The organism is Cutibacterium sp. KB22876 (assembly GCF_059728865.1).
The window spans coordinates 1,213,439-1,236,066 of sequence record NZ_AP040858.1 but is presented as its reverse complement, the minus strand read 5'-3'; the positions used below and the strand labels follow the sequence as shown (position 1 = coordinate 1,236,066).

The window sequence follows — 22,628 nt, the reverse complement described above, 5'->3', positions numbered from 1 at the left end:
CCCGGGTGGTGATGCATCAGCTGCCGGCACCCACGTTACGAAGAGACCTTTGAAGCAGGCCGTGTCCCTATCAGCGGTCGGCTGGCGCCACCAAGCCCGGTGACAACACCCCCCGGATCATTCATGAGACAGGGGCAGCAAGTCATGCCGGGCCCGACGACCGTGACCCCTCCTTACGGGGCCACCAGCAAGGTAACGGGTCCCTGGGCAGCCGATTCTCGGTTACGACGCTCACATGCAGGACGACCTCCAACAAAACACCCGGGACGCTCTTAGCGTCCTACTGCTTCCACTCGATAACCACAGAAGTCGGATCAAATCCCTTGTGCCCCTGTTTCGCCTTCTTGAGCGTGACGGTCATGAGTGTGTCGATCAAGGTGCGCTGCTGAGCCATTGGGGCATCGAGGAACGCCTGTGCAGGATCTTTCACGCCTAAGATATGTCCAAGGATCACTCCGGTTCCGGAGGCGAGTCTCTCAGCCTCCAATCGCTGTATCTCAGCTCGTGCAGCATCTCGAATACGAGCGAGGTCAGCACCCTCGATGATCTCAGCGTCGTAGTCGCGCTCAGCGCGTGCAATGCGAGCTCGCTGCTCGGCGATGCGTTGTGAGTATGCATCCTTTGCATCTGGATCGACTTGCTTTTTGCGTCGGTTGAGGTCCTTACGGTTGAGGCGTTCGACAACGACAGCACGCACGTAATCGTCGATGGCATCTCGACTTCGGTTGAGATGCCCCCCATTGCACGAATAGTAAATGCCCCGGGTCCTAATCGGCTTCTCACACACTTCACAGAGGTACAGGCCGGCTCCAAGATGCTTACGCACCGTTGAGCCGGTTCGGTTCGTCACGCGAGCAGGATCGTCAAGGAGATTCTGCACAGTCCACCACTGGTCAGCCTCGATGAGGGGTTCCCACTGGCCGAGTACTGGCTCATTGTTCTCGTCCCGGACGATGTTGTCGCGCAAAGCTTTACGACGGCTCTCCCCTACCGGGAGCTTGCGAGCTTTCTTCTTGGTGTACACTGAATAGCCTGCATACCGAGGATTCCGGAGAATACTCAGGATGGTTGAGGCTACCCACGCGCCCTCTGGAGGCACCGGTCGTGCCGCCTTCCCCTCAGCGACTCGCCTCTCGTTCCTCTCGATCACGAGCGTTCTGCTGTGCAAGGGGAAGTGCGAGAGACCTGCTGCCACATCGGCGCCCTCGGCACCACTGAGGGCACGGGCGATGGAGTTGAGGGAGTTCCCTCGCAAGAACGCTGCATAAATTCCCTTGACGACTTCCGCCTCTGCGGGGATTACGTTGCCATCGGTGCGGTAGCCGAGGGGTCGCACACCTTTAGGAGGTCTCCCCTGCTCTGCCCGCTGGCGTTGAGCACGGGACTGACGGGCTCCCTTGCGCTCGACCTCGCCACGTGCCACTGCCGCTTTGATACGCGCGTACATGCGACCACCGTCTGTGCTGAGGTCAGCGTCCCCGTTCGCGGTCACAAGGAGTAGACCGTGCTGTTCCGCCCGGTCGATCCAGTCCTCCAGCTCGCGAGGCTGACGGGTGAGACGGTCAAGGTCGTAGCACACAATCGCGTCGAGGAGACCCGCCTCGTAGTCCTGGACCATACGCTCATAGGCAGGGCGCTTCTTCGTCCGATCGGACGCGGCTATGGACTGATCAACATATGTCTCGACGATCTCCCAACGGCGATACTTGGCGAGGTTCTCGCAATCCTCGCGTTGACGGTCAATAGCGAGTCCGTCCATCTCGCGATCGAGAGAGATGCGCAGGTATATCACGGCGCGCACAGGGGTACTGGAGGCTGAGAGCATGACATCATGTCTACCCTCAGATGTAAGCCTCGTGCGAAACTGATTTTTTCTTCCGCCACAAGTCAACGGATCGCAACTCACCCGAGGAAGCTCCCCCGGCGGGTGACGTACCTATGAGCTAGACAGGGGTGAAAACAACGTGCGCTCAGAGAGCTTTGCTGAAATCCGTTCCAAAAGGATGGACTCTTCTATCGCGGATTCGCTTCTCAGACCTAGGCACCGCTCTATGCCAGCAACATCCGTTGAAATCCGAGTATTAAGTTCTAACCCCGCTCTGACCTGCCCTGAGACCAGAGGTTGCATCCCGTAACTATGAAAATGAACTGTATCCGTGAGATCAGCTGGATCCACGAAATGATCAAAGTTGAACTCCCTGCGCATATAGTCGAGCAGGGGATCTTGGATCACGAGTACGAGGTGCCTATTAATGTTCGCGAAGGTAGATGCTTTGTGATGCATCTGCACAAGAATGGTCTTAGCAGTCATCTTCCAGTTCATACCGTAGCTCTTAGACGCGGGCACAGGGGAAGGGATGCCAAGCCGGTTGAGGGTGCTCATTCGCGAAGGCCACACACTACCGGTTGTATCTAACGTTTGAAGTTCAATACCGACGAAGTCGACAGCCTTTTGCCCTTTAGCTGAGACCAGGACATAGTCTAAATTGCCACCAGGAATCTGAATTTCAGAAAGAAGATGGTAGTCGTTTCCGGGCTGATGCTTGGTCAGCAAATGGGTGCAGTCGGTAAAGATTTTCTGACGGTCAGTCAGCCTATTGGGGCAAATCATCACTGGCTCTAACGACCGACCTGCGCCAGTTGTGCGAGAGGCGAGAACAGTACACGTGCCAATAGAAATCTCCGGTTCAGATTTGCGCGTCTTGAAACACTTCTTGTGAGAAAATGGGCACTGTTGCGCTTCAACAATGGAAGGCCAGTCAACCCCCTGAGCCCTCGTATCGGTACCGAAAAGCTCGACAATCTTATCCACGAGCGATCCTCTCTCGCGCTAGATCAAGGTAGTTGGAGGACAGATCGATCCCTATCGCTCGACGCCCTTGCTGCACTGCGGCGAGAGCTGTCGTCCCGGTACCAATGAAAGGATCAAGCACAACCCCTCCTGGTGGGCAAGTCGCGGCAATTGGGGTCATACATAATTCGAGTGGGTAAGCAGCATAATGGGAAGCATCTCGCTTCTGAGTATCCTCAGGGACGATCTCCCAGACATCTGAGGGCATAGCCCCATCGGGATGGTATTTCAGAAAGTAGAAACCTTCGTCCCGCAATTGCTTTGCTCGCCCCGAAACGGAGGTCTGATCCGAGTGAGTCGTCCGCTGACCCGAACCACGAATCACCATACGGAAATCAGCGAGTTCGCCAGACGCCACCTGCGCAAGAACACCGTCAAGCGCCTCCAGGGCACGACGTTTTTCAGCATCACTGAGGTCAGTCGAGAGTTCGATACGCCTCCGGTACCTCACACCCGACACACCAGTTGCCGATACGACGGACCCATTCACAACTTTCGCAGCTCTAGGCTTGTTCCGGATAGCGCTCGAGTCGAAGTAGTATTTGGGTTTCTTTGTGAAGTGGAACACCATCTCATGGGTGCTACGCAGCCTGTCTCGGACGGAACCACCACCCTTGAGCTTGGACCACACGACATCGTTTCGGAGAATCCAGCCTTGATCATCAAGCATGGCGATAGCTAATCGCCATGGCATTCCTACCAGTGACTTCTTGGCATAAGAATCCCCGATGTTGAGCCAGAAGCTACCGGTAGGAGAAAGAACTCGTTTAACTTCGGCGAACACTTCCAGCAGATTACTGAGGTACTCCTGAGGAGTCGCTTCAAGCCCAAGTCCCCCACCGTCATATTGGCGTTGATTCCAATATGGTGGCGATGTCATAACCATATCGATCGAGTTACTAGGTAAAGCTCTCAACACCCCCAAAGCATCTCCTGCAACCAGGGCAACCCGCGAATCCCAGGTGTCGAACCAGCCATCACGATCGAAGACTTCCACTAGGGGGAACAACTCATCAGCTAGTTCAACGGACATTATTTCTTGCCCCCAGATGTAAGCCCGCTTCGGAACTCGACCACGTCACCGTCCTGCATGACGTAGTCCTTGCCTTCCATGCGCAACTTTCCAGCGGCCTGGGCCTCCTTCTCTCCACCGAACTCGACGAGGTCGTCGAAGGACACCACCTGGGCCTTGATGAACCCCTTCTGAAAGTCGGTGTGGATGACGCCGGCAGCCTCGGGAGCAGTGTCGCCCTTGCGGATCGTCCAAGCTCGGGACTCCTTGTCCCCAGCAGTCAGGAAGGTCTGCAGACCGAGGGTGTCGAAACCGACACGGGCGAGCTTGTCCAGACCGGGCTCCTCGATACCGGCGTCGGCGAGGAACTCGGCGGCATCCTCGGGCTCCATCTCGGCCAGCTCGGCCTCGAACTCGGCGTCCAGGAAGATCGCCTCAGCGGGAGCAACCAGCTCCTCCATCTTGGCCTGGAAATCGGCGTCACCCAGCTGATCCTGATCGCAGTTGAAGACGTAGATGAAGGGCTTTGTCGTCAACAGGAACAGATCGTGCAGCGGCTCGGGATCAAGCCCAGCCGAGAAGATCGTCCTGCCTTCCTCGAGCACCTTCTTGGCCTGCTCCCACGCCTCGGCCTTGGGGCGCGACTCCTTCTTGATCGCGGCTTCTTTCTGCAGCTTGGGCAGCTGCTTCTCCATCGTCTGCAGGTCGGCAAGCACCAGCTCGGTGGTGATGGTCTCGATGTCGTCGGAAGGATCCACGTGACCATTGACGTGGGTGACGTCGTCGTCGTCGAAACACCTCGTCACCTGGCAGATGGCGTCGGCCTCACGAATGTTGGAGAGGAACTCGTTACCCATCCCCTCGCCCTTGCTGGCGCCCTTGACGATTCCAGCGATGTCGACGAAGGACACCGTCGCCGGAATGGTCTTGGCGGAGTGGAACATCTCCGTCAGCACATCCAGACGCTTGTCCGGAACCCCGACCACGCCGACATTCGGCTCAATGGTCGCAAAGGGATAGTTCGCCGCCAGGACGTCATTCTTGGTCAGCGCGTTGAACAGGGTCGACTTGCCGGCGTTGGGAAGACCGACGATTCCAATCGTAAGTGCCACGTCGAGCCATGGTAGTCGCCGCCTCCGACAAGGGCGACGGCGACACCGCTGGCCTCAGGCTCCCTGCCAGTATGCCGCCAGGGCAGCCGTGATGTACTCCAGGTCCTTGACACCGGCGAGCTCGCGGGTGGAGTGCATCGACATCAGCGGAACGCCGACGTCAACCGTCAGCATGCCGAGCCTCGTCGCCGTCAGCGGCCCAATCGTCGAGCCACACGGCACCGAATTGTTCGACACGAACTCCTGGGTCGGCACCCCGGCCGTCGCACAAGCACGCTTCCACAGCGCCCCGCCGACACCATCAGTGGCGTACCGCTGGTTGGCATTGATCTTGAGCAGCGGACCCTCGTTGAGCAGCGGATGGTTGGCCGGATCGAACTTCTCGACGTAATTGGGATGCACGCCGTGGCCGGCATCCGAGGACACGCACGACGACCTCGCGATCATCGCCCGGTAAGCCGCGCCCGTCATGCCAAGACCATCAGCAATCCGCACCAGGACGTCCTCGAGGAAGGGTCCGCAGGCGCCGGATCGAGTCGACGAGCCGACCTCCTCATGATCGAAACACGCCATGAGCGCCACGTCGTAAGCGGGCGTGACGTCGACGAAGGCGGCCACCGAGGAGTGCACCGAGGACAGGTTGTCCATGCGCTGGCTGGCCAGAAACTCCCCGTAAGGCCCGATGACGGCCGGGGACTGGGTCAGGTGGGCGAAGACGTCGTGGAAGGCGAGGTCGGAACGCTTAATGCCAGCCTCCTCACACAGCAGGTCCTCGACATCGAGGTCGGGGCGACCCACCGACAGGATCGGCATGAGGTGACGCTGACGATCCAACGTGAGGTCATCGCTGACGGTGCTATCCAGGTGCGGGGCCAACTGGCTGATGCGCAGGATCGGGCCGGTGCGCACGAGACGCACCTGGCCGTCCTTGGTGACGAGACGGCCGGACAGGCCGAGGTCGCGGTCGAGCCAGGAGTTCAGCAGACCACCGCCGTAGACCTCCATGCCGACCTGCTGCCAGCCCTGATTGGTGACGGTGGCATTCGGCTTGAGCTTGAAGGACGGGGAGTCGGTGTGGGAGCCGACGATCCTGACGCCAACCTTGTCAGTGACCTTCTCCGGGGTGACCCAGGCAATGACCGCTCCGTCACGGACCACGTAGCAACGTCCCTCGACCGACGACCACGACTCGGTCTCCTCAAGCTTCTGGAACCCGGCCCCGTCAAGCCGTCGCGCCAGCTCGGCGGCCGCATGATACGACGTGGGAGACGCCTCCACGAAGGAGATGATGTCGCGGATGTGATCCGAAGTCGCGGTGTCAACCATGGCGACCATTCAACCATCATCCGTTGTTCTCCACGGTGGAACACGACCGTCGTCAACCATGTCGGAGGCGGCTGCGACCCTCGTGCCATGACGAACATCGTTGTCGGGCTCATTGGTCTGGTCATCGGTCTGGCCATCGGAGTGGGTATCGGTTGGCTCATCGCCCAGTTGAGGGCCTCCCAGCGGGTCGCCGAAGCCACCACGACGGCGCAGGTTGCCACCGAGCGTCTGGAGGCTGCCGAGAAGGTCACCGCCGACCGTGCCGCCCTGGCCACACAGTTCCGGGCGCTGTCCGCCCAATCCATGGCCGATCAGGACGAACGCTCCACTCGGGCGGCGCAACGGACGATGAGTGACGCCCAACGCCTGCTCGCCCCCGTCTCCCTTGCCTTGGAACGGCTGGACCGGCGGCTGGCCGAGGTGGAACAAGAACGCACAGCCATGACGGCGAGTCTCCGCGAGCAGGTCGCCGGGGTGAGCAACGCCGGGGAGAACCTGCGCAAGGAGACCGCCAGCCTCGTCACCGCCCTACGCAAACCGCAGGTGCGCGGCGCCTGGGGCGAGATGCAGTTGCAGCGCACCGCCGAGGTGGCCGGAATGCTGGAACACTGCGATTTTCAGACCCAACAGACAACGACCGCCCAGGGCACTCCTCAGCGTCCCGACATGACGGTGAGGCTCTCGGGTGATCGGTGCATCCACATCGACGCCAAGACTCCATTGGCGGCCTTCCTCGACGCCGCCGAGTGCGAGGATCCCGAGGAGTACGACGCCCAGATGGCGCGGTTCGCCCGCCACGTGCGAACCCACATCGACCAGCTATCAGCCAAGGGGTACTGGCGCACGGACCTGGACTCCCCGGAGTTCGTGGTGTGCTTCCTGCCCTCCGATGCCTTCCTCCAGGCCGCCCTGCAGGAAATGCCTGATCTGCACGAGTACGCCAACCGTCGTGGAATCGTGCTAGCCAGCCCGTCAGTTCTCATCCCGATGCTGAGAACGGTCGCCCTGGCATGGCGTCAGGAAGCCGTCGCACGGTCCGCGGCGGAGGTCGCCGCACTGGGACGCGACCTGCACAAGAGACTCGGAACCCTGGCCGGAAATCTCGACAAGATGGGACGATCCCTCAACTCGACGGTGCGCGCATACAACACCTTGTTGGGTGGCATGGAGACAAGGGTTCTCGTCCAGGCCCGGCGGTTCGAGGATCTCGGGGTCACCGACGAGGACATTTCCTCACCTGCGCCGATCGAGGAGACAGTACGCCCCCTCACAGCGCCGGAACTGACGGAGCATCAGGGCGAGGACGACTCCCCTACCTCAGTTGTCGGCCGTGCGACGCTTGCGCAGCTGCGGAGGCAGGGCGAAGGACAGTGACTCCTCGATGAGGGTCTCCTCCTCGGCCTGCGGCCAACCCTTCGAGGTGAGCAGGTCAAGCACCCCCTGGACGAGGGTCTCCGGCACCGACGCACCCGAGGTGACACCGACGCTGTCGACCCCGTCGAGCCAGGATTCCTCGATCTCACCGGCATTGTCGACGCGGTAGGACGCCTTGGCCCCCGACTCGAGGGCGACCTCGACCAGGCGGCCGGTGTTCGACGAGTTCTTCGACCCCACCACGATGACGAGGTCGCACTTGGGAGCCATCTGCTTGACGGCATGCTGACGGTTCTGGGTGGCGTAGCAGATGTCGTCGGACGGCGGATTGATGAGCTGTGGGTGCAGCTGACGGATCCGGTCGACGGTCTCCACCGTCTCGTCAACGCTCAGGGTCGTCTGGGACAGCCACGCCACCGGACGATCAGGGTCCAGCTGCAGACCATCGACGTCCTCGGGGGTCTGCACAAGAGTGATGTTCTCGGGAGCCTCACCCGTCGTCCCCTCGACCTCCTCGTGGCCGGCGTGGCCGATGAGCAGGATCTGGGTGTCGTCGTTGGCGAACCTCTTGGCCTCGTGATGCACCTTCGTCACCAGCGGGCAGGTGGCATCAATGGTCCGCAGACCACGATTGGCCGCTTCGTTCTTGACTTGGGGAGAGACGCCGTGGGCCGAGAAGACCACCAAGGCGTCATCGGGCACCTCGTCGAGCTCGTCGACGAAGATGGCACCGCGCTCCTCCAGGGTCTCCACGACGTGACGGTTGTGCACGATCTGCTTGCGCACGTACACCGGCGCACCGTAGGCCTCCAACGCCTTCTCGACGGTCACGACCGCACGATCAACGCCCGCGCAGTAACCGCGCGGTGCGGCGAGAAACAGCCTCTTGTCAGTGTCAGCCCCCGAAACAGCCATGGCTCCGAGTCTACGGGTACGCCATCATCTGGCGAATCTCCTCGAGTTCGCCCATCGAGGACTCACCGTAGCCACGTTCACCCAAAGTTCTTCGAAGGTGCACATTCACGGCCGTCATCTGCCACTTCGAATTCCTAAGTTCTGAACCATGAGTGATGCCGCATCCACAAGACTGCGTCGTGGCCTCGCCTCGGCGTGCGTCCTCCTCACCGCAATCGCAACAACCGTCACCTTCGCCCCGGCCAACGCAGCCCCGAGCGACGAGAAGGCCGGCCCCACCTCGGGATCCACCGGCCGCACCACTGTCGGTCAGCTTCTGACCCCAGCCGGTCAGCTCACCACCCTCGGTGACCTCCCCCTCAACGAGGTCCTCTCCCCCGATGGCAAGTACCTCGTCATCAGCAACAACGGCCAGGGAACCCAGTCCTTGCAGGTCGTTGAAACTGCTTCTGGCAAGGTCGTACAGACCATCCCCTACAAGTCTCCCGAGAGCCTGTACATGGGCCTGGCCTTCAGCCCTGACGGCAAGCACCTGTTCGCCAGTGCCGCCGGCAACCACAAGATCCGCACGTACCACTTCGACTGCGGCAAGCTCGTGGAGACCACGGCCATCCAGATGCCGGTCATCAGCCCGAAGCGCAAGAAGGTCAACCTCTACCCAGCCGGCCTGGCCGTCACGAAGGACAGCAAGCGCCTCGTCGTGGCAGACCAGCTTGCCGATGCGGTCTCGGTCATCGACCTGGCCACCAACAAGGTGCAGACCACCCACATCGGCCACCGTCCGGTCTGGGTCACCCTCTCCAAGGATTCCACCAAGGCCTTCGTCTCCTCCCAGGGCGGGTCGGACGTCGCCGAGGTCGACATCACGAAGTCCCAGCCCTTGGCCACCCACAAGATCGATGTGGGATTCCACCCCAACAAGTCAGTACTGACACCTGACGGCAAGACCCTCTACGTCGCCAACGGAGATGCCGACACCATCTCGGTCGTCGACGTGGCCTCCCATCACCAGACGGCCACCATTCCCGTCAACCGCAACGGCTCCAAACTCGTCGGCGCCAATCCCACCGGCCTGACCCTCTCCAAGGATGGCAAGCGTCTCTACGTCACCAATTCCGGTCACAATGAGGTCGCCGTCATCAACACCGTGACTCACAAAGTCGCCGGAGACATCCCGACCGGCTGGTACCCGACCCAGATCGTCAACCATGACGGCAAACTAAGCATCATCTCGGCCAAGGGGCTGGGCGCCGGCCCGAACAACGGCCCCGGCCACCCGAACCCAACCGATCCCAACGGCACCTCGGAGGACCAGTACTCCGGGTCCATGATCAAGGGCCTTCTCTCAACCATCGCTGAACCTGACGCCGCCACCCTGGCCAAGCAAACGGCCACTGTCGAGAAGAACAACACCGCCAATGATGCGGCTCGTAGCAGCGTCGTCCCCAACCAGATCGGCACGAAGTCGAGCAAGATCAAGCACGTCATCTACGTCGTGCGCGAGAACCGCACCTTCGATCAGGAGCTGGGCTCCAACGGCCGCGGCAACGGCGATCCCACCCTCAACCTCTTCGGCGAGGAATCAGCCCCGAACACCCGAGCCCTGGCACGTCAGTTCGTCACCTTCGACAACTTCTACGCTGACGCCGAGGTCTCGGCCAACGGCTGGAACTGGGTCTCCCAGGCCAACTCGAACCCTTGGTCGGAGGAGATGTGGCCGTCCAACTACTCCGGACGCGGCGCACCGTACCCCAGCGAACACAATGACCCGGAGGCTCGCGCCAAGGAGCATGACGCCTACTTCTGGGAGCACCTGTCGAAGAACAACATCAGCTTCCGCAACTACGGCTTCTACACCCAGCGTGACAAGAACGGAAAGGCTCACGCGGCCGACAAGGAGGTGCTCGACCCGAACACCGACCACGACTACATCGGCTGGTCCCTTGCCTGCCCTGACTCGGCAAACTCCTTCAAGCCGATGGCCAAGAACTGCGGTCCGAAGTCCCGCGTCGACGAATGGAAGTCCGACTTCGACAAGCAGGTGGAAAACGGCACCGTTCCGACGGTCCAATTCATCCGGCTGGGCAATGACCACACCCAGGCCACCAAGGTTGGCGCCCCGACCCCGCAGGCCTATGTCGCCGACAACGACCAGGCCGTCGGTCAGCTCGTCGAGGCCGTCTCCAAGTCCCCCATCTGGAAGGACACCGCGATCTTCCTCACCGAGGATGACGCCCAGAACGGCCCCGACCATGTCGACGCACACCGCACCATCGGTGAGGTCATCAGCCCGTACACTCGTACCGGCGGGGTCGATTCCACCTTCTACTCGACGGTGTCGATGCTGCGCACCATGGAGGGGATCCTCGGCATTGGGCCGCTGACCCAGTTCGACGCCTTCTCCACCCCGATGTCGGGTGCCTTCACCGACAAGCCCAACTTCAAGCCTTACACGGCTGTTCGTCCCTCCTACGACATGACGAAGGTCAACGGACCTGATGCCCCGTTGGCTAAGGAATCCGGTGAGCAGAGCACCGAGAAGGAGGACACCATCGACGAGCAGGTCTTCAACAAGGCCATTTGGAAGGCCGTCAAGGGTGCTGACTCCACGATGCCCGAGCCCAAGCACTCCGTCATCCAGTCCGGCCCTCCGATCTATGACGACGATGACGACGACGAGGGTGAGGAGGTCAAGCCCGGAGACGTCGACCTCGACGAGGTGGGCAGCTACTCGAAGGACTCCCGGGGATTCCCGGTGTGGACCCCGGACGGTGACGACGAGAGGTTCGACCCTGCCAAGGGCATCGACCCCTGCGCTCCGAAGCCTTCGCCGAAGCCGACGCCTACCCCGACTCCCAAGCCTGGTGCCCCTGTCCCGACCACAGCCGCTCCTTCTGCCAGCAGCGGTGGGAACAACGGCGGAGGCCACGCTCTGCCGCGCACCGGAGCCTGATCAGATGAGTTGATCCCATCTACGCACGTAGTCCGGGCCGTCTGCCACCATGGGAGACGGCTCGGACTTTGTGACGGGTGGATCACCATGTCATCAGCCCCAGAAGCCCTCAAGACACGACGCCGTATGCGATTCCCGTCATACCTGTGTCGCCTCTTCGCCGCGGGGTCGAGAGGACACCTCGCGCCCGGTCCACTCCCTGCAGACCGTCGCTGTCCTCGGATAGCGTGTCGCCCATGGCAGAGCCGAACACCGCTGACAACCCTCGCTCCCTGGCGTGGGTCGTCAACGCCGTCAAGGGGTGGGTGGAACGCTGCGGGGCCATTTGGGTCCAGGCCCAGGTCATCGAGGTCACCCGTCGTTCCGGTCCCACTCAGTTCCTCACCCTGCGCGATCCCACCGAGGAGATCTCTGCCACCGCGACCTGTCATCGACGAGTCCTCGACGCCGCTGGGCCCATCGAGTCGGGCATGACGGTCACCGCCCTCATCCGCCCGACGGTCTGGTCACGCAGCGGCCGACTCTCCTTCGAGGTCTCCGAGATCACTCCCACCGGCGAGGGCCAGCTGCTCGCTCAGCTGGAGAGACGCAAACGCCTGCTGGAGGCCGAGGGGCTCTTCGACGTCACCCTTCACAAGCCCATCCCTGTCCTGCCACGCAGTATTGGCCTCATCACGGGAGCCGGCTCGGACGCCGAACGAGATGTTCAACGACATGCCACCCTTCGCTGGCCTGCCGCCCGTTTCGTGGTGCGCAACACCTTGGTCCAAGGCCCCACGGCAGCCCAGCAGGTCATCGCGGCCCTGGCCAAGCTCGACGCCGACCCCGCCGTCGACGTCATCGTCATCGCCCGCGGCGGCGGTTCCCTGGAGGACCTCCTCCCCTTCAGCGACGAGGCCCTGGTACGAGCGGTCTACGCCACCAAGACTCCGGTCGTCTCGGCCATCGGCCACGAGCGCGACAACCCCATCCTCGACCTCGTCGCCGACCTACGAGCCTCCACACCGACAGATGCCGGCAAACTCATTGTCCCGGACGCCACGGAGGAGTCCCAGGCCATCGAGATGGCCAGAACCCGACTTCGCCAAGCCGTCACGAGGTTTGTCGACGTCGAGACGGCCCATCTCACCCAGGTGCGGTCCCGACCGGTGATGGTTAATCCCACGGCCACCCTCGACATCACCGCCGAGAAACTCGACTCGGCCCTGCAGCGTCTTCGCCTCGCGACCAATCGAGCCCTGGACGCCGAGAGCCGCGACGTCGATCACATGCTCGAGAGAGTGCGCGCCATGTCTCCCAAGGCCACTTTGGATCGCGGCTACGCCATCCTTGCCGACTCCGAGGGCGACTCCATCACCTCCGTCGATGACACCGATCCGGGAGCGAATCTGTCGGTCTACCTGTCCGACGGCACCCTCGTCGTCACCGTCGATTCCCTCGACCGACGTACCCCCAACCAACCACCGTCCCAGGAGGATTCATGAGCGAGAAGAAGTCCGAGTCGGCACCCGAGAAGCCCACCTCCGAGGAGCCCGAGATCCCATACGAAGCTGCCCGCGACGAACTGATTGGCATCGTCACCCGACTGGAGTCCGGCGGCATCTCCCTGGCCGAGACCATGAAGCTGTGGGAACGTGGCGAGAAGCTCGCCGACATCTGCCAGACCTGGCTCGACGGGGCTCGCGCCCGTATCGGAGCGGCACGCTCTGAGGCCGAGGACTCCCGGGCCTGACGGGGGTCAGAGCGTCTTCAGCATCCCCGCGTAGTCAGTGAGAACCTGATAGTCAGCATCCGCGACGATGACAGCCGCCGAGGAACCGACCTTCGTCACCAGGGCACGGGTACGGCCATCCGGGCTGACCATCTTCGTCCAGGTGTACTGACCCGCCTTGACCTTCCCATCCTCGGTGGCTGATCTCGTCACCGAGGCGATGTAAGCCTTGGCAGGCTCGTCGGACTGGTTCACGGCCAGGTAGATGTTCTCGCTGGTGAGGAATCCCAGTTCCCACCTGTTCCCCGCGGAGATGGTGTTTCCCACCCATCGATCCCCTTTGTTGGCATACCTCGCCTTGGTGGGCCGCCAGTCCTCGGGCACCTCCTTGGGAGCCAGCACCGGGTACCCGGCATGGGTGCGCGCCGACGTCGCCACGGGCTTCCAGTCAATCTTCTGGATGTTCGGCTCGTCAGGGGTCCTGGTGAAGAACCACACGATGAGCAACACGGGGACGAGGATGACAGCCAAGGACAGGAACATGTCCTTGATGCCGGCTCTGGGATTGGGTGCCACGCTCCAGATTGTTGCAGATGCGTCGCGCGGCGTCGCCTCAGCTGATCAACCGACCATGTCCTCCATCAGGCTAGTCACCAGCGCGGCGACGGGCGAACGCTCCGACCTGGTGAGGGTCACGTGGCCGAACAGATCGTGTCCTCGCAGCCTCTCGATGACGGCTGCCACACCGTCATAACGACCTACCCGGAGGTTGTCCCGCTGGGCGACGTCGTGGGTGAGCACCACCCGCGAGTTCTGCCCGATTCGCGAGAGCACCGTCAGCAGCACGTTACGTTCCAGGGACTGGGCCTCGTCGACGATGACGAAGGCGTCATGGAGGGAACGGCCGCGGATGTGCGTCAGCGGCAGGATCTCCAACATGCCACGCGACATGACCTCCTCGATGACGTAATTGTTCGTCACGCTGGTGAGGGTGTCCAGAACCGCCTGACCCCACGGGGCCATCTTCTCCCCCTCGTCACCGGGCAGGTAGCCCAGATCCTGGCCACCGACGGCATACAACGGCCGGAAGACCATGACCTTCTTGTGGAGTTGTCGCTCCAGCACCGCCTCAAGCCCTGCGCACAACGCCAACGCCGACTTTCCGGTACCGGCATGCCCTCCCATGGAGACGATGCCGACCTGAGGGTCCAGCAGCATGTCGAGGGCAACCCGCTGCTCAGCCGAGCGACCACGGATCCCGAACGCTTCCTGGTCATTGGGGATGAGCCGAGCCGAGGCGTCCGGCATCCGTCGGGCCAGAGCACTGCCGTTCGGGCCGTCCAGCACGAGTCCGGCGTGCACCGGGATCTCGTCGAAGATCGAGTCGACGACGTGTCCCTCCTCGTAGAGGGCCGAGATCATCTCGTCGGGGACCTCGAGATTGACCATGCCGGTCCATCCGCTGTCCGGGACGAGTTCGTGCCGGTATTCCTCTGCTTCCAGACCGATGGCCGAGGCCTTGACCCGCAACGGCAGGTCCTTCGTCACCAGGACGACGGAGTGCCCGGCCAGCCGGTAGTTCTGGGCAACCGCCAGGATCCGGGTGTCGTTGTCACCGAGACGGAAGCCGTCGGGCAAGCAATTCGGGTCGGAGTGGTTGAGCTCAACGAGCAGTTCGCCTCCCTCATCGTTGACCGGCACCGGCCCGACGAGGCCACCGTTGTCGAGTCGCAACTTGTCGAGGATGCGCAACGCTGCGCGGGCGAAATGTCCCAATTCCGGGTGGTGGCGTTTGCCCTCCAACTCGGTGATGACGACGATCGGCACCACCACGTGATGCTCGGCGAAGTTGAGCAGGGCACGAGGATCCGACAACAGCACCGATGTGTCGATGACGTAGGTCCGCCTCCCCTCAGGTGCCGCCGGAATCGGGCTGTGGGCTCGCTCGGAGCCTTCTGGACGGACGGACACGAAAACCTCCCGTGACATGAGAGGTCGCATCGAGGAAGGAAACGTCGTCGAGGCGTCGGAAGCGGCCCCTCTGACATCAAACCTAGAGCCCGACAGGTGGAACCGGAGTGTGCGATTCGGCCATTCATCCAGAGTTCACCAGCCGGTCAGATGACGGCAAGACCGATGGCAACCGCATGACAGATCGCGGCCACCGCAGTGCAGCTGTGGAAGACCTCGTGGAAGCCGAACCAGGTGGGTGACGGATTGGGCTTCTGACGGGCGTAAGCGACTGCTCCGACGGTGTAGAACACCCCTCCGACGAGGATCAGGATGACGACTGCTGGCCCTCCCACGCGCCAGAACTGCGGCAGCCACCACAAGGCTGTCCATCCCATGAAGACGTAGAGGATCGTCGAGGCCCACCTGGGCACGCCATTCCACACGAACCGGAAGGCCACTCCGAGCAGGGCGCAGGCCCAGATGATCGACAACAGGATTACCCTGGAGGCACCCGTCGTCAGCGAGACGGCCAGCGGGGTGTACGTGCCAGCGATGAACACCGCGATGTTGGCGTGGTCGATGCGTCGCAGGACGTCCTTGATCTTCTCACCCCACGGCACCCGGTGATAGATCGCCGAATTGCCAAAGAGCTCCAACCCGGTGAGCATCCAGATCGCGACGGCGAACCGGTTCCCCCACGTCGGCGTGACGACCATGAGGCCAACCCCGGCCAGCAAGATCAGCGGCGCCATGACGGTGTGAACCCATCCGCGCAACCTCGGTTTGGGGAGCACCGTGCCACGATTCTCGCCGCTGTTGCCTTGACGCGACATAGCCTGCGGTCCTCCTCCTCGACAAAACCTACGGTTCGGTAGGTTCTGCCGCCACCCTACCCTGCCAACGAGGCCTGCCCACGACTCGATCTCGGCCTCACCGCGTGAATTGCGGACCGTTTGTACCGAGCACTGACTAATCTGGACCCATGAGCAGCCTGGACAACCGTCTGTCGAAGGTCAGTGAGACCCTCGACCGCATGCACCCGTCCGGACTGCTGTACACCACCTACGAAGCGCGACTGCTCGACCAGCTCGATCGCAGTCGTCTGCCCCAGCACGTCGCCGTACTGGCTGACGGCAACCGTCGTTGGGCTCGTCTCAACGCACCTGGACAGCCCTTGGTGGCCGGTTACGAGGCGGGCGCGGATCGCCTCCGAGAGTTCTGCGCCTGGTGCGACGCCGTCGGTATCCCGATCATCACACTGTGGGTGCTGTCGACCGACAACCTGCAACGCGCGGAAACCGGCGAACTTGGACCCCTCCTCAAGGTCATCGAGTCCCTCGTCGGCTCCCTGGCAGAGAATCCACGCTGGCGGGTCCAGGCCGTCGGAGACCTCGATCTGCTACCCGCCGAGATGGCCGAGTCCCTCTGCCGCGCCGGTCGCAACTCGGCCGACCACGTCGGCATGCACATCAACGTCGCGGTGGCTTATGGCGGTCGTCACGAGCTGCGCGACGCCGTCCGCTCACTACTTGCCGAGGAGGCCGAGAAGGGCACCAGCCTGGCCGATCTAGCGGAGACCCTCGAGATCGACCAGATCGAGGACCACCTCTACACCCGCGGCCAACCCGATCCAGATCTCATCATCCGCACCTCGGGCGAGCAGCGACTGTCGGGCTTCCTCATGTGGCAGAGTGCCCACTCCGAGTTCTACTTCTGCGAGGCATTGTGGCCCGACTTCCGCAAGGTCGACTTCCTGCGGGCCCTCCGCTCCTTCACCCAGCGGGAGCGACGCTACGGCCGCTGACCTACCGGGTGCACGATCTCAAGCTCGCCGCCAGAGCGGGTCCTTGAGCTCCAGGTATTCGGTCACCGGCTCGAAGCACACCGTGCCACGGCACACCCAACACATCGGCTGACCGTCGCGCGGGGCGCGATCCTCGAACCATGTACCGAACCCGGATCCCTCACCAACTCGACGCATGATGGCCGACCCGGCCGGAGCCATGCGCCACGCTGCTGCGGCCAGATCCGTGGGCTCCTCCTGAGTGTCAGCGATGACGACACCAGCCGGCTTGAGACCCCGACGGGCCTCATCGGCGATGAGGAAGTCGGCCAGTGCCCACCCCGCGAAGCGCGGAGTAGACGCCACCACCGGCAGCAAGGCGGCGGAAGCCTCGTCCGCACGGCTGACGAAGTCGTCACGCTCAGCCATGAGCCCCACCCGACGCAGGGCCATCACCATGGAGGCCGTTGCGCTGGGACAGGCATCGTCGGTCAGGGTGTGGGCCGTCACCGTCAGCAGGTCCGACTCTTCAGCGTCCAGGAAGCTCCCATCGGGAGCACCAAACCGCGTCACCGCCTGGTCAAGCACGTCGACAGCACGGTCACACCACACCGACTCCCCCGTAGCACCGGCCAGACCGGCGAAGGACAGGCCAACCCACGCGTAGTCCTCGCAGACCGCCGGGGCTCCCGGACGATCGTGGAAGGAGGTGCGCAGCAGGTCACCGTCACTCCAATGGGCCGTCCACAGCGCCTGGGCCAGATCGCGAGCCTGCCTTACCCAGGACCACTCGCGCAGGATCATTCCGGCCTCGACGAGCCCGTCGATGAGCATGGCGTTCCACGCCGTGATGGCCTTCTCGTCGCGAGCAGGAGCGCTACGACGATCACGAGCCTCCAGCAGGGTGTCCATGTGGGCGTTGATGCGCTCCCACTCGACCCGTCCGCGCAGCTGGAGGGTACCCAGACCGTTCTCGTCGAAGGGCTCCAGATGCACCAGTGGACGCAGCCACTCGGTCTCCTCGGATCCCAGGGCGTCCGTGATGAGATCCTGGTTCCACAGGTAGTAGATCCCCTCCCGGGTGTGGCCGGCTGCGTCGTCGGAATCGGCATCAAGACCGGCGGCGTACAGGCCGTTCGGCAGCTGCATCTCCCGGTTGAGCCAGGACACGGTGCGACGGGCGGCATGGGAGTAGAGATCTCGACGATCCGGGTCGTGATCGGCGGTACGACGCCAGCACCGAGCCATCGTCCCCAACAGCAGGGCATTGTCGTAAAGCATCTTCTCGAAGTGGGGCACCACCCACTGGGAATCCGTGGAGTACCGGTGGAACCCGCCACCGACCTGGTCGAAGATGCCGCCGCGCACCAGGTGCTCACACGTGTTCTGCGCCATATCGAGGCTGGTCGGGTCTCCCTTGACCAACAGGGCGTCCAGCAGGGTGGCGTTCGGGAACTTCGTCGGTCCTCCGAAGCCGCCATGCACGATGTCGTAGTCCGCTCCCACGGCGTCAATGAGCTCACCGGCGACCGGACGCGGGGTGTCAGGGACCTTCTCGATGGGACGCAGATGCTCGACGATGGCCTCGGCCGAGGACACCACCTCATCGCGACGCTCTCGCCATGCACCGCCGAGGGCCTCGACCAGCTCCACGAAGGCGGGCTGACCACCCCGGCGCACCGACGGGAAATAGGTGCCGGCGAAGAAGGGCTTGCCGTCAGGAGTCAGGAAGACGGTGTTGGGCCAGCCACCCTGGCCAGTCATCGCCAAGGTCACCTGCATCAGCGCGGCGTCAACCTCTGGACGCTCCTCGCGATCGACCTTGACGGCCACGACATTGGCGTTGACGACCTCAGCCACTTCTGGATCGGAGAAGGACTCGAAGGCCATGACGTGGCACCAGTGGCAGCTCGAGTAGCCCACCGAGACCATGACCGGCACGTCGCGACGCCGTGCTTCGGCGAATGCTTCCTCTCCCCACGGGAACCAGTCGACGGGGTTCGCGGCGTGTTGGAGCAGATATGGGCTGGTGGACTCACCAAGGTGGTTGGGCATGGTGGTCAGCCTACGAGCACAACCCCGTACTGAGCCAAGTGGCCCCTGGGCGGAACGTCAGTGCTCCGTCGAATCCGTCGTGGACCCCTTGGCATCCTCCTGGTGGCTCTCCTTGAGGGCAGGACCGCAGGGCACCTCGTCGAAGTCGATGCCACGGATGTTGCGTCGGATGCTGATCCACGCGACGACACCGAAGACAGCAAGTGCTAGGCAGCACAGGAAGTTGGCGAGGCCGGTGCTCACAAGCTGGGCTGCAAGAACTGTCATGCTGACAGCCTACGCCCTAGGGCACAATGGGTCACGTGCCAACCCCGACCAGCAGCCAGGATCCCGTCCTCACTGATGCGGACCGCGAACGCATCGCGAAACGCTACCCCAAACAGTGTCGAACCCCGTGGGTGATCCTCATCCTGGTGCTGGCTGCCGTCCTCGTCGGATGGACGGTGTGGGCAGGACTCCATCATGCCGAGCAGCCGATCCGGGCGAGCTTGCACGGATACCAAGCGATATCCGACACCCGCGTCAACGTCACGATCAACCTGCATCGCCCCGACCCCTCCGTCGAGGGTTCCTGCATCCTGGTCGCCACCGGTGCTGACCACGTGCGCGTCGGGGAGACGACGGTGACGTTCCCGGCAAGCTCGTCAAAGGACGAGACGATCCACACCAGTGTCAAGACCTTCTCGCGTGCTGTCACCGCTGAGCTGGAGAAGTGCGGGCCCGTCGGGTGACAACGCGGTAGGATGAACAAATGCCTGAGTCCCAAGACACTGTGTGGCTGACCCAAGAGGCCTTCGACAAGCTCACTCAAGAGCTCGCGTACCTCAAGGGTGAGGGCCGCACCATCATTTCCAACAAGATTGCCGACGCTCGTTCCGAAGGCGACCTTTCCGAGAACGGCGGCTACCACGCTGCCCGGGAGGAGCAGGGGCAGGCCGAGGCCCGCATCCGTCAGTTGGAGCAGATGCTGCGTAACGCTGAGGTGGGCGAAGCCCCGTCCACTCCGGACGAGGTCGTGCCCGGTTCCAAGGTGACCGTCTGCTACTTCGACGACAAGTCCGACACTGACACCTTCCTGCTGGGATCGCGGCAGGTGATGGGGCTCGACGATTCCGTCGACATCTCCGTCTACTCCCCGCAGTCCCCCCTTGGTGGTGCCGTTCTGGGCCATTCCAAGGGAGAATCGACCGAGTACAAGGCTCCCAATGGCAAGACGATCAAGGTGACGATCCTTGACGTCGAGCCGTTCCAGGAGTGACACGCTTTCACAAATGTGATGAGGGCGGGGTGCCATGGCACCCCGCCCTCATCACATTTTGTCGCAGGCTCACATCGCGCGAACTGCGATCCTCCCGACCAAGCAGGTGAGGCCAAGACGGGCCGCCCCGTCACCCATGACGTACTCGTCGACATCTCCGCCTTCGGGCCAGGAGATCATGCCGGTCTGGGCCTTGCCACGAACCGAGACGTTAGATCCTTTGGCCAGCTTGACCAGCAGATTGCCCGACTCGACGCGGATCTGGGAGCGACCGCTGTCGATGCATCCGGTGATGGTGCCATTTCCGGCCTGGAAGAGACCGTCCTCCAGCTGGTGGACGCCTTCGATCTCAGTGACGCCAGCGGTGACACGCACCCTCCCGAGGTGCTCCACGCCAGTGGCACGCAACGAGCCACCCGACAGCTCGATGTCAACGGGCAGATCGGGATGCACACGAACCGTCACTTCCCGACCCAGACCAAGATCCTTGACCCCGTCCATGTCGGCCGGGAGTCGAAACCTCTTGAGGACCCCCAGATCAGGGGCGAGGTGACCGTCAATACCGACCTCAACGACTCCTCCGACGCGCCTGCGGGTGTGCTTGCCCTCGATCTGCAGGCCGGAGACCGAGCGGTCCCCGATGAGACGGATGCGACGTCCAGTGCAGTTCAGACGGACGCGATCCAGATCGCTCGCGACGTCGACGTGCTTCTGCGGTTCGCTCTCGCCGCTGGCGCGACGCGGTCCGGGCGACATCGTCGAGGCGACTGTCTCACCGACACTCTCTGCCACCCCGGACACCACGCGCCAGGCCGAGCGGAGCCCCTCCTTGGCTTCTGGAGGGATGGCGAAGCCGGCCAGAGGGCCCTTGTCGCCCCCGGAAGTCTCGTCCCCGGATGCCCCGCGGCGGGGGCCGGCCCCTTCGGCGGGGCCGCTCTGGCTCCCGGGTGCGGGCTGCTCCTGCCCCCGTGCATCAGCGATACGGCGGTTGGCCTCGGCGGTGTCGATCCTCCCGGCAGCAAGGTCCTCGAGGATGGCGGTGATATCAGCGCTCATAACATCAACTTTACGGGTGAACCCAACTCACGCGTGTTCGGCAGCGAGGTCGTCCTGACTTGGAGGAACCTCCTCTGTCGGGGTCTCGGGGCTCAGGGCCTTGATGAAGGCGACGCCGAAAGCGACGATCGGGATGGCGAACAGGGCGCCCACGATACCGGAGATGATGGCGCCGACAGCGATACCGACCAGCACGATGAGCGGGTGGATCGAGACTGCCTTACCTAGCAGGAAGGGTTGCAGGACGTGTCCTTCGATCTGCATGACGGCGACGAAGACGATCAGCATGATGACGGCCTTGAAGAAGCCCAGGGTCACCAGCACCACACCAACCGCGACGACGCCGGACGTCAGCGCGCCGACGATCGGCACGAATGCGAGGATGAAGGTCAGGGCACCGATCGCGACCGACATGGATGAGCCAATGATGGCCGCGCCGATGCCGGCTCCCAGGCCGTCCACGAAGGCGACGATGACGGCGGCTCGCACATAGGCCACCAGGGCGACCCAGCCGCGCTTGGCAGCGTCAAGGATTTTGGCGCGATGCTCACGTGGGATGAGGACCGCCGACTTCTCAGCCAGCTTGTCTCCCTCGTACACGAAGAAGAAAGTGGCGAAGAGGGCCAGGACGAGCCCCGCTGCGAAACGACCGATCTGGGTTCCAGCGGCAGCTGCGGTCGAGGCAATGCGTCCCTGGGATCCGGCCATGGCAGCCTCGGCCTTGTGCATGAGGTCATTGAGTTGGGCCTTGTCGGTGTGCAAAGGACTGTTGGCCAGCCACGCCAGCGCCTGCTTGAAACTGGCAACCGCCTTGCCCAGTTCCCGCCACTGCATCGCGATCTGGGCGCCGACGAGGGTGAATACGCCGCCGACCAGGATGATGAGCAGCAGCAGGCAGATTCCCGAGGCGATGCCACGGTGGATGTGATGGCGCGACAACCAGTTAGCCAGCGGCCACATGGCTGCCGTCAGCATGAGGGCCACCGCGACGGGCACTGACACCTCGGACGCAGCGTGAAGCACCTGGTAGAGCCCGTAGATGAAGGCTGCGATGACGATGAGCCGCCAGCACCATCCAGCCGCAGTACGGACACCGCTGGGAACGTCTTCGGCGGGGGCGACCGTCGCCGTGATGGGCTGGGGAGTTGATGCGACCACCTGGTCAGGAGCGGTGTCGATCGCCTCACCGTCGGCGTCGGCACGCGAGGGAACCGGTGTCGAATCTGTGGTCTTCGTGCCCGAGCCGAATAGCTTCATGGCTTCCTTCCG

20 protein-coding genes are annotated in these 22,628 nt (G+C 63.0%); 7 read left to right on the top strand and 13 right to left on the bottom strand.

The features are described 5' to 3' along the window. Window positions 1–280: 280 nt before the first annotated feature. The 5 genes from AC6I1W_RS05680 to AC6I1W_RS05660 all read right to left on the bottom strand — a co-directional run bounded on the left by AC6I1W_RS05680 (window position 281) and on the right by AC6I1W_RS05660 (window position 6,310). Complete coding sequence (locus AC6I1W_RS05680; protein WP_270237527.1) at window positions 281–1,825, bottom strand: recombinase family protein; 1,545 nt, start codon at window positions 1,823–1,825, stop codon at window positions 281–283. Between the two features lie 111 nt (window positions 1,826–1,936). After that, entirely contained in the window at window positions 1,937–2,812 is an 876-nt protein-coding gene (locus tag AC6I1W_RS05675) for a NotI family restriction endonuclease (RefSeq protein WP_284950901.1), read from the bottom strand. Then, on the bottom strand, window positions 2,805–3,884 hold the full coding sequence (locus AC6I1W_RS05670) for a DNA-methyltransferase (RefSeq protein ID WP_333490153.1): 1,080 nt from the start codon (window positions 3,882–3,884) through the stop codon (window positions 2,805–2,807). The genes AC6I1W_RS05675 and AC6I1W_RS05670 overlap by 8 nt, the downstream gene beginning before the upstream one ends. Next, on the bottom strand, window positions 3,884–4,975 hold the full coding sequence (gene ychF / locus AC6I1W_RS05665) for a redox-regulated ATPase YchF (protein WP_270237441.1): 1,092 nt from the start codon (window positions 4,973–4,975) through the stop codon (window positions 3,884–3,886). The genes AC6I1W_RS05670 and ychF overlap by 1 nt, the downstream gene beginning before the upstream one ends. Before the next feature lie 54 nt (window positions 4,976–5,029). Then, complete coding sequence (locus AC6I1W_RS05660; protein ID WP_117188467.1) at window positions 5,030–6,310, bottom strand: M18 family aminopeptidase; 1,281 nt, start codon at window positions 6,308–6,310, stop codon at window positions 5,030–5,032. 78 nt (window positions 6,311–6,388) lie between these two features. Here AC6I1W_RS05660 and AC6I1W_RS05655 point away from each other — a divergent pair, with 78 nt between their 5' ends. Then, complete coding sequence (locus AC6I1W_RS05655; protein ID WP_117188469.1) at window positions 6,389–7,675, top strand: DNA recombination protein RmuC; 1,287 nt, start codon at window positions 6,389–6,391, stop codon at window positions 7,673–7,675. On the opposite strand, the gene AC6I1W_RS05650 is transcribed toward AC6I1W_RS05655, so the two are convergent. After that, window positions 7,619–8,590, bottom strand: coding sequence for a 4-hydroxy-3-methylbut-2-enyl diphosphate reductase (locus AC6I1W_RS05650; protein WP_117188470.1), 972 nt, complete (start codon window positions 8,588–8,590; stop codon window positions 7,619–7,621). The genes AC6I1W_RS05655 and AC6I1W_RS05650 overlap by 57 nt on opposite strands. A 148-nt stretch (window positions 8,591–8,738) precedes the next feature. On the opposite strand from AC6I1W_RS05650, the gene AC6I1W_RS05645 reads away from it, so the two are divergent. The 3 genes from AC6I1W_RS05645 to AC6I1W_RS05635 all read left to right on the top strand — a co-directional run bounded on the left by AC6I1W_RS05645 (window position 8,739) and on the right by AC6I1W_RS05635 (window position 13,275). After that, window positions 8,739–11,543: a bifunctional YncE/alkaline phosphatase family protein gene (locus AC6I1W_RS05645; protein WP_117188471.1), complete on the top strand. Its 2,805-nt coding sequence runs from the start codon at window positions 8,739–8,741 to the stop codon at window positions 11,541–11,543. A gap of 236 nt (window positions 11,544–11,779) precedes the next feature. Next, on the top strand, window positions 11,780–13,027 hold the full coding sequence (gene xseA / locus AC6I1W_RS05640) for an exodeoxyribonuclease VII large subunit (protein ID WP_493536917.1): 1,248 nt from the start codon (window positions 11,780–11,782) through the stop codon (window positions 13,025–13,027). Continuing rightward, on the top strand, window positions 13,024–13,275 hold the full coding sequence (locus AC6I1W_RS05635) for an exodeoxyribonuclease VII small subunit (protein ID WP_117188473.1): 252 nt from the start codon (window positions 13,024–13,026) through the stop codon (window positions 13,273–13,275). The genes xseA and AC6I1W_RS05635 overlap by 4 nt, the downstream gene beginning before the upstream one ends. Window positions 13,276–13,281: 6 nt before the next feature. Here AC6I1W_RS05635 and AC6I1W_RS05630 read toward each other — a convergent pair whose 3' ends face one another. From AC6I1W_RS05630 to trhA, 3 genes are all read right to left on the bottom strand, one after another. Next, complete coding sequence (locus AC6I1W_RS05630) at window positions 13,282–13,797, bottom strand: DUF4245 domain-containing protein (RefSeq protein ID WP_065673712.1); 516 nt, start codon at window positions 13,795–13,797, stop codon at window positions 13,282–13,284. Between the two features lie 78 nt (window positions 13,798–13,875). Then, the gene (gene phoH2 / locus AC6I1W_RS05625; RefSeq protein ID WP_021108787.1) at window positions 13,876–15,255 is read right to left on the bottom strand and encodes an RNA 5'-3' helicase PhoH2; all 1,380 of its coding nucleotides are present in this window, start codon (window positions 15,253–15,255) and stop codon (window positions 13,876–13,878) included. Between the two features lie 116 nt (window positions 15,256–15,371). Beyond that, window positions 15,372–16,040, bottom strand: a complete 669-nt coding sequence (trhA, locus tag AC6I1W_RS05620; RefSeq protein ID WP_063279717.1) for a PAQR family membrane homeostasis protein TrhA — start codon at window positions 16,038–16,040, stop codon at window positions 15,372–15,374. Window positions 16,041–16,189: 149 nt separating this feature from the next. On the opposite strand from trhA, the gene uppS reads away from it, so the two are divergent. Next, on the top strand, window positions 16,190–17,011 hold the full coding sequence (gene uppS, locus AC6I1W_RS05615; protein ID WP_016667142.1) for a polyprenyl diphosphate synthase: 822 nt from the start codon (window positions 16,190–16,192) through the stop codon (window positions 17,009–17,011). Between the two features lie 18 nt (window positions 17,012–17,029). Here the strand turns inward: uppS and AC6I1W_RS05610 are convergent, their stop codons facing one another. Then, a complete protein-coding gene (locus tag AC6I1W_RS05610; RefSeq protein ID WP_065673702.1) occupies window positions 17,030–19,045 on the bottom strand; it encodes a thioredoxin domain-containing protein in 2,016 nt (671 codons plus the stop codon). Between the two features lie 57 nt (window positions 19,046–19,102). Further along, window positions 19,103–19,312 carry a hypothetical protein gene (locus AC6I1W_RS05605; RefSeq protein WP_016667140.1) on the bottom strand — a complete coding sequence of 70 codons (210 nt, stop codon included), beginning with the start codon at window positions 19,310–19,312 and terminating at the stop codon, window positions 19,103–19,105. Window positions 19,313–19,338: 26 nt separating this feature from the next. Between AC6I1W_RS05605 and AC6I1W_RS05600 the strand changes: the two genes are divergently transcribed. Then, a complete protein-coding gene (locus AC6I1W_RS05600; RefSeq protein WP_065673701.1) occupies window positions 19,339–19,776 on the top strand; it encodes a DUF4307 domain-containing protein in 438 nt (145 codons plus the stop codon). A gap of 20 nt (window positions 19,777–19,796) precedes the next feature. Then, complete coding sequence (gene greA, locus AC6I1W_RS05595) at window positions 19,797–20,303, top strand: transcription elongation factor GreA (RefSeq protein WP_004812019.1); 507 nt, start codon at window positions 19,797–19,799, stop codon at window positions 20,301–20,303. A 69-nt stretch (window positions 20,304–20,372) separates the two neighbouring features. On the opposite strand, the gene AC6I1W_RS05590 is transcribed toward greA, so the two are convergent. Together AC6I1W_RS05590 and AC6I1W_RS05585 are read right to left on the bottom strand one after the other, a co-directional pair. Then, entirely contained in the window at window positions 20,373–21,359 is a 987-nt protein-coding gene (locus tag AC6I1W_RS05590; RefSeq protein ID WP_065673700.1) for a hypothetical protein, read from the bottom strand. Between the two features lie 27 nt (window positions 21,360–21,386). After that, entirely contained in the window at window positions 21,387–22,616 is a 1,230-nt protein-coding gene (locus tag AC6I1W_RS05585; protein ID WP_497743527.1) for an AI-2E family transporter, read from the bottom strand. Between the last annotated feature and the right edge of the window lie 12 nt (window positions 22,617–22,628).

What these genes read in the sequence shown, in the direction of transcription:
- AC6I1W_RS05680 (WP_270237527.1), bottom strand. Translation starts at nt 1,825, where the DNA reads ATGCTCTCAGCCTCCAGTACCCCTGTGCGCGCCGTGATATACCTGCGC.
- AC6I1W_RS05670 (WP_333490153.1), bottom strand. Translation starts at nt 3,884, where the DNA reads ATGTCCGTTGAACTAGCTGATGAGTTGTTCCCCCTAGTGGAAGTCTTC.
- AC6I1W_RS05660 (WP_117188467.1), bottom strand. Translation starts at nt 6,310, where the DNA reads ATGGTCGCCATGGTTGACACCGCGACTTCGGATCACATCCGCGACATC.
- AC6I1W_RS05655 (WP_117188469.1), top strand. Translation starts at nt 6,389, where the DNA reads ATGACGAACATCGTTGTCGGGCTCATTGGTCTGGTCATCGGTCTGGCC.
- AC6I1W_RS05650 (WP_117188470.1), bottom strand. Translation starts at nt 8,590, where the DNA reads ATGGCTGTTTCGGGGGCTGACACTGACAAGAGGCTGTTTCTCGCCGCA.
- AC6I1W_RS05645 (WP_117188471.1), top strand. Translation starts at nt 8,739, where the DNA reads ATGAGTGATGCCGCATCCACAAGACTGCGTCGTGGCCTCGCCTCGGCG.
- xseA (WP_493536917.1), top strand. Translation starts at nt 11,780, where the DNA reads ATGGCAGAGCCGAACACCGCTGACAACCCTCGCTCCCTGGCGTGGGTC.
- AC6I1W_RS05635 (WP_117188473.1), top strand. Translation starts at nt 13,024, where the DNA reads ATGAGCGAGAAGAAGTCCGAGTCGGCACCCGAGAAGCCCACCTCCGAG.
- AC6I1W_RS05630 (WP_065673712.1), bottom strand. Translation starts at nt 13,797, where the DNA reads ATGTTCCTGTCCTTGGCTGTCATCCTCGTCCCCGTGTTGCTCATCGTG.
- phoH2 (WP_021108787.1), bottom strand. Translation starts at nt 15,255, where the DNA reads ATGCGACCTCTCATGTCACGGGAGGTTTTCGTGTCCGTCCGTCCAGAA.
- trhA (WP_063279717.1), bottom strand. Translation starts at nt 16,040, where the DNA reads ATGTCGCGTCAAGGCAACAGCGGCGAGAATCGTGGCACGGTGCTCCCC.
- uppS (WP_016667142.1), top strand. Translation starts at nt 16,190, where the DNA reads ATGAGCAGCCTGGACAACCGTCTGTCGAAGGTCAGTGAGACCCTCGAC.
- AC6I1W_RS05610 (WP_065673702.1), bottom strand. Translation starts at nt 19,045, where the DNA reads ATGCCCAACCACCTTGGTGAGTCCACCAGCCCATATCTGCTCCAACAC.
- AC6I1W_RS05605 (WP_016667140.1), bottom strand. Translation starts at nt 19,312, where the DNA reads ATGACAGTTCTTGCAGCCCAGCTTGTGAGCACCGGCCTCGCCAACTTC.
- AC6I1W_RS05600 (WP_065673701.1), top strand. Translation starts at nt 19,339, where the DNA reads ATGGGTCACGTGCCAACCCCGACCAGCAGCCAGGATCCCGTCCTCACT.
- greA (WP_004812019.1), top strand. Translation starts at nt 19,797, where the DNA reads ATGCCTGAGTCCCAAGACACTGTGTGGCTGACCCAAGAGGCCTTCGAC.
- AC6I1W_RS05590 (WP_065673700.1), bottom strand. Translation starts at nt 21,359, where the DNA reads ATGAGCGCTGATATCACCGCCATCCTCGAGGACCTTGCTGCCGGGAGG.
- AC6I1W_RS05585 (WP_497743527.1), bottom strand. Translation starts at nt 22,616, where the DNA reads ATGAAGCTATTCGGCTCGGGCACGAAGACCACAGATTCGACACCGGTT.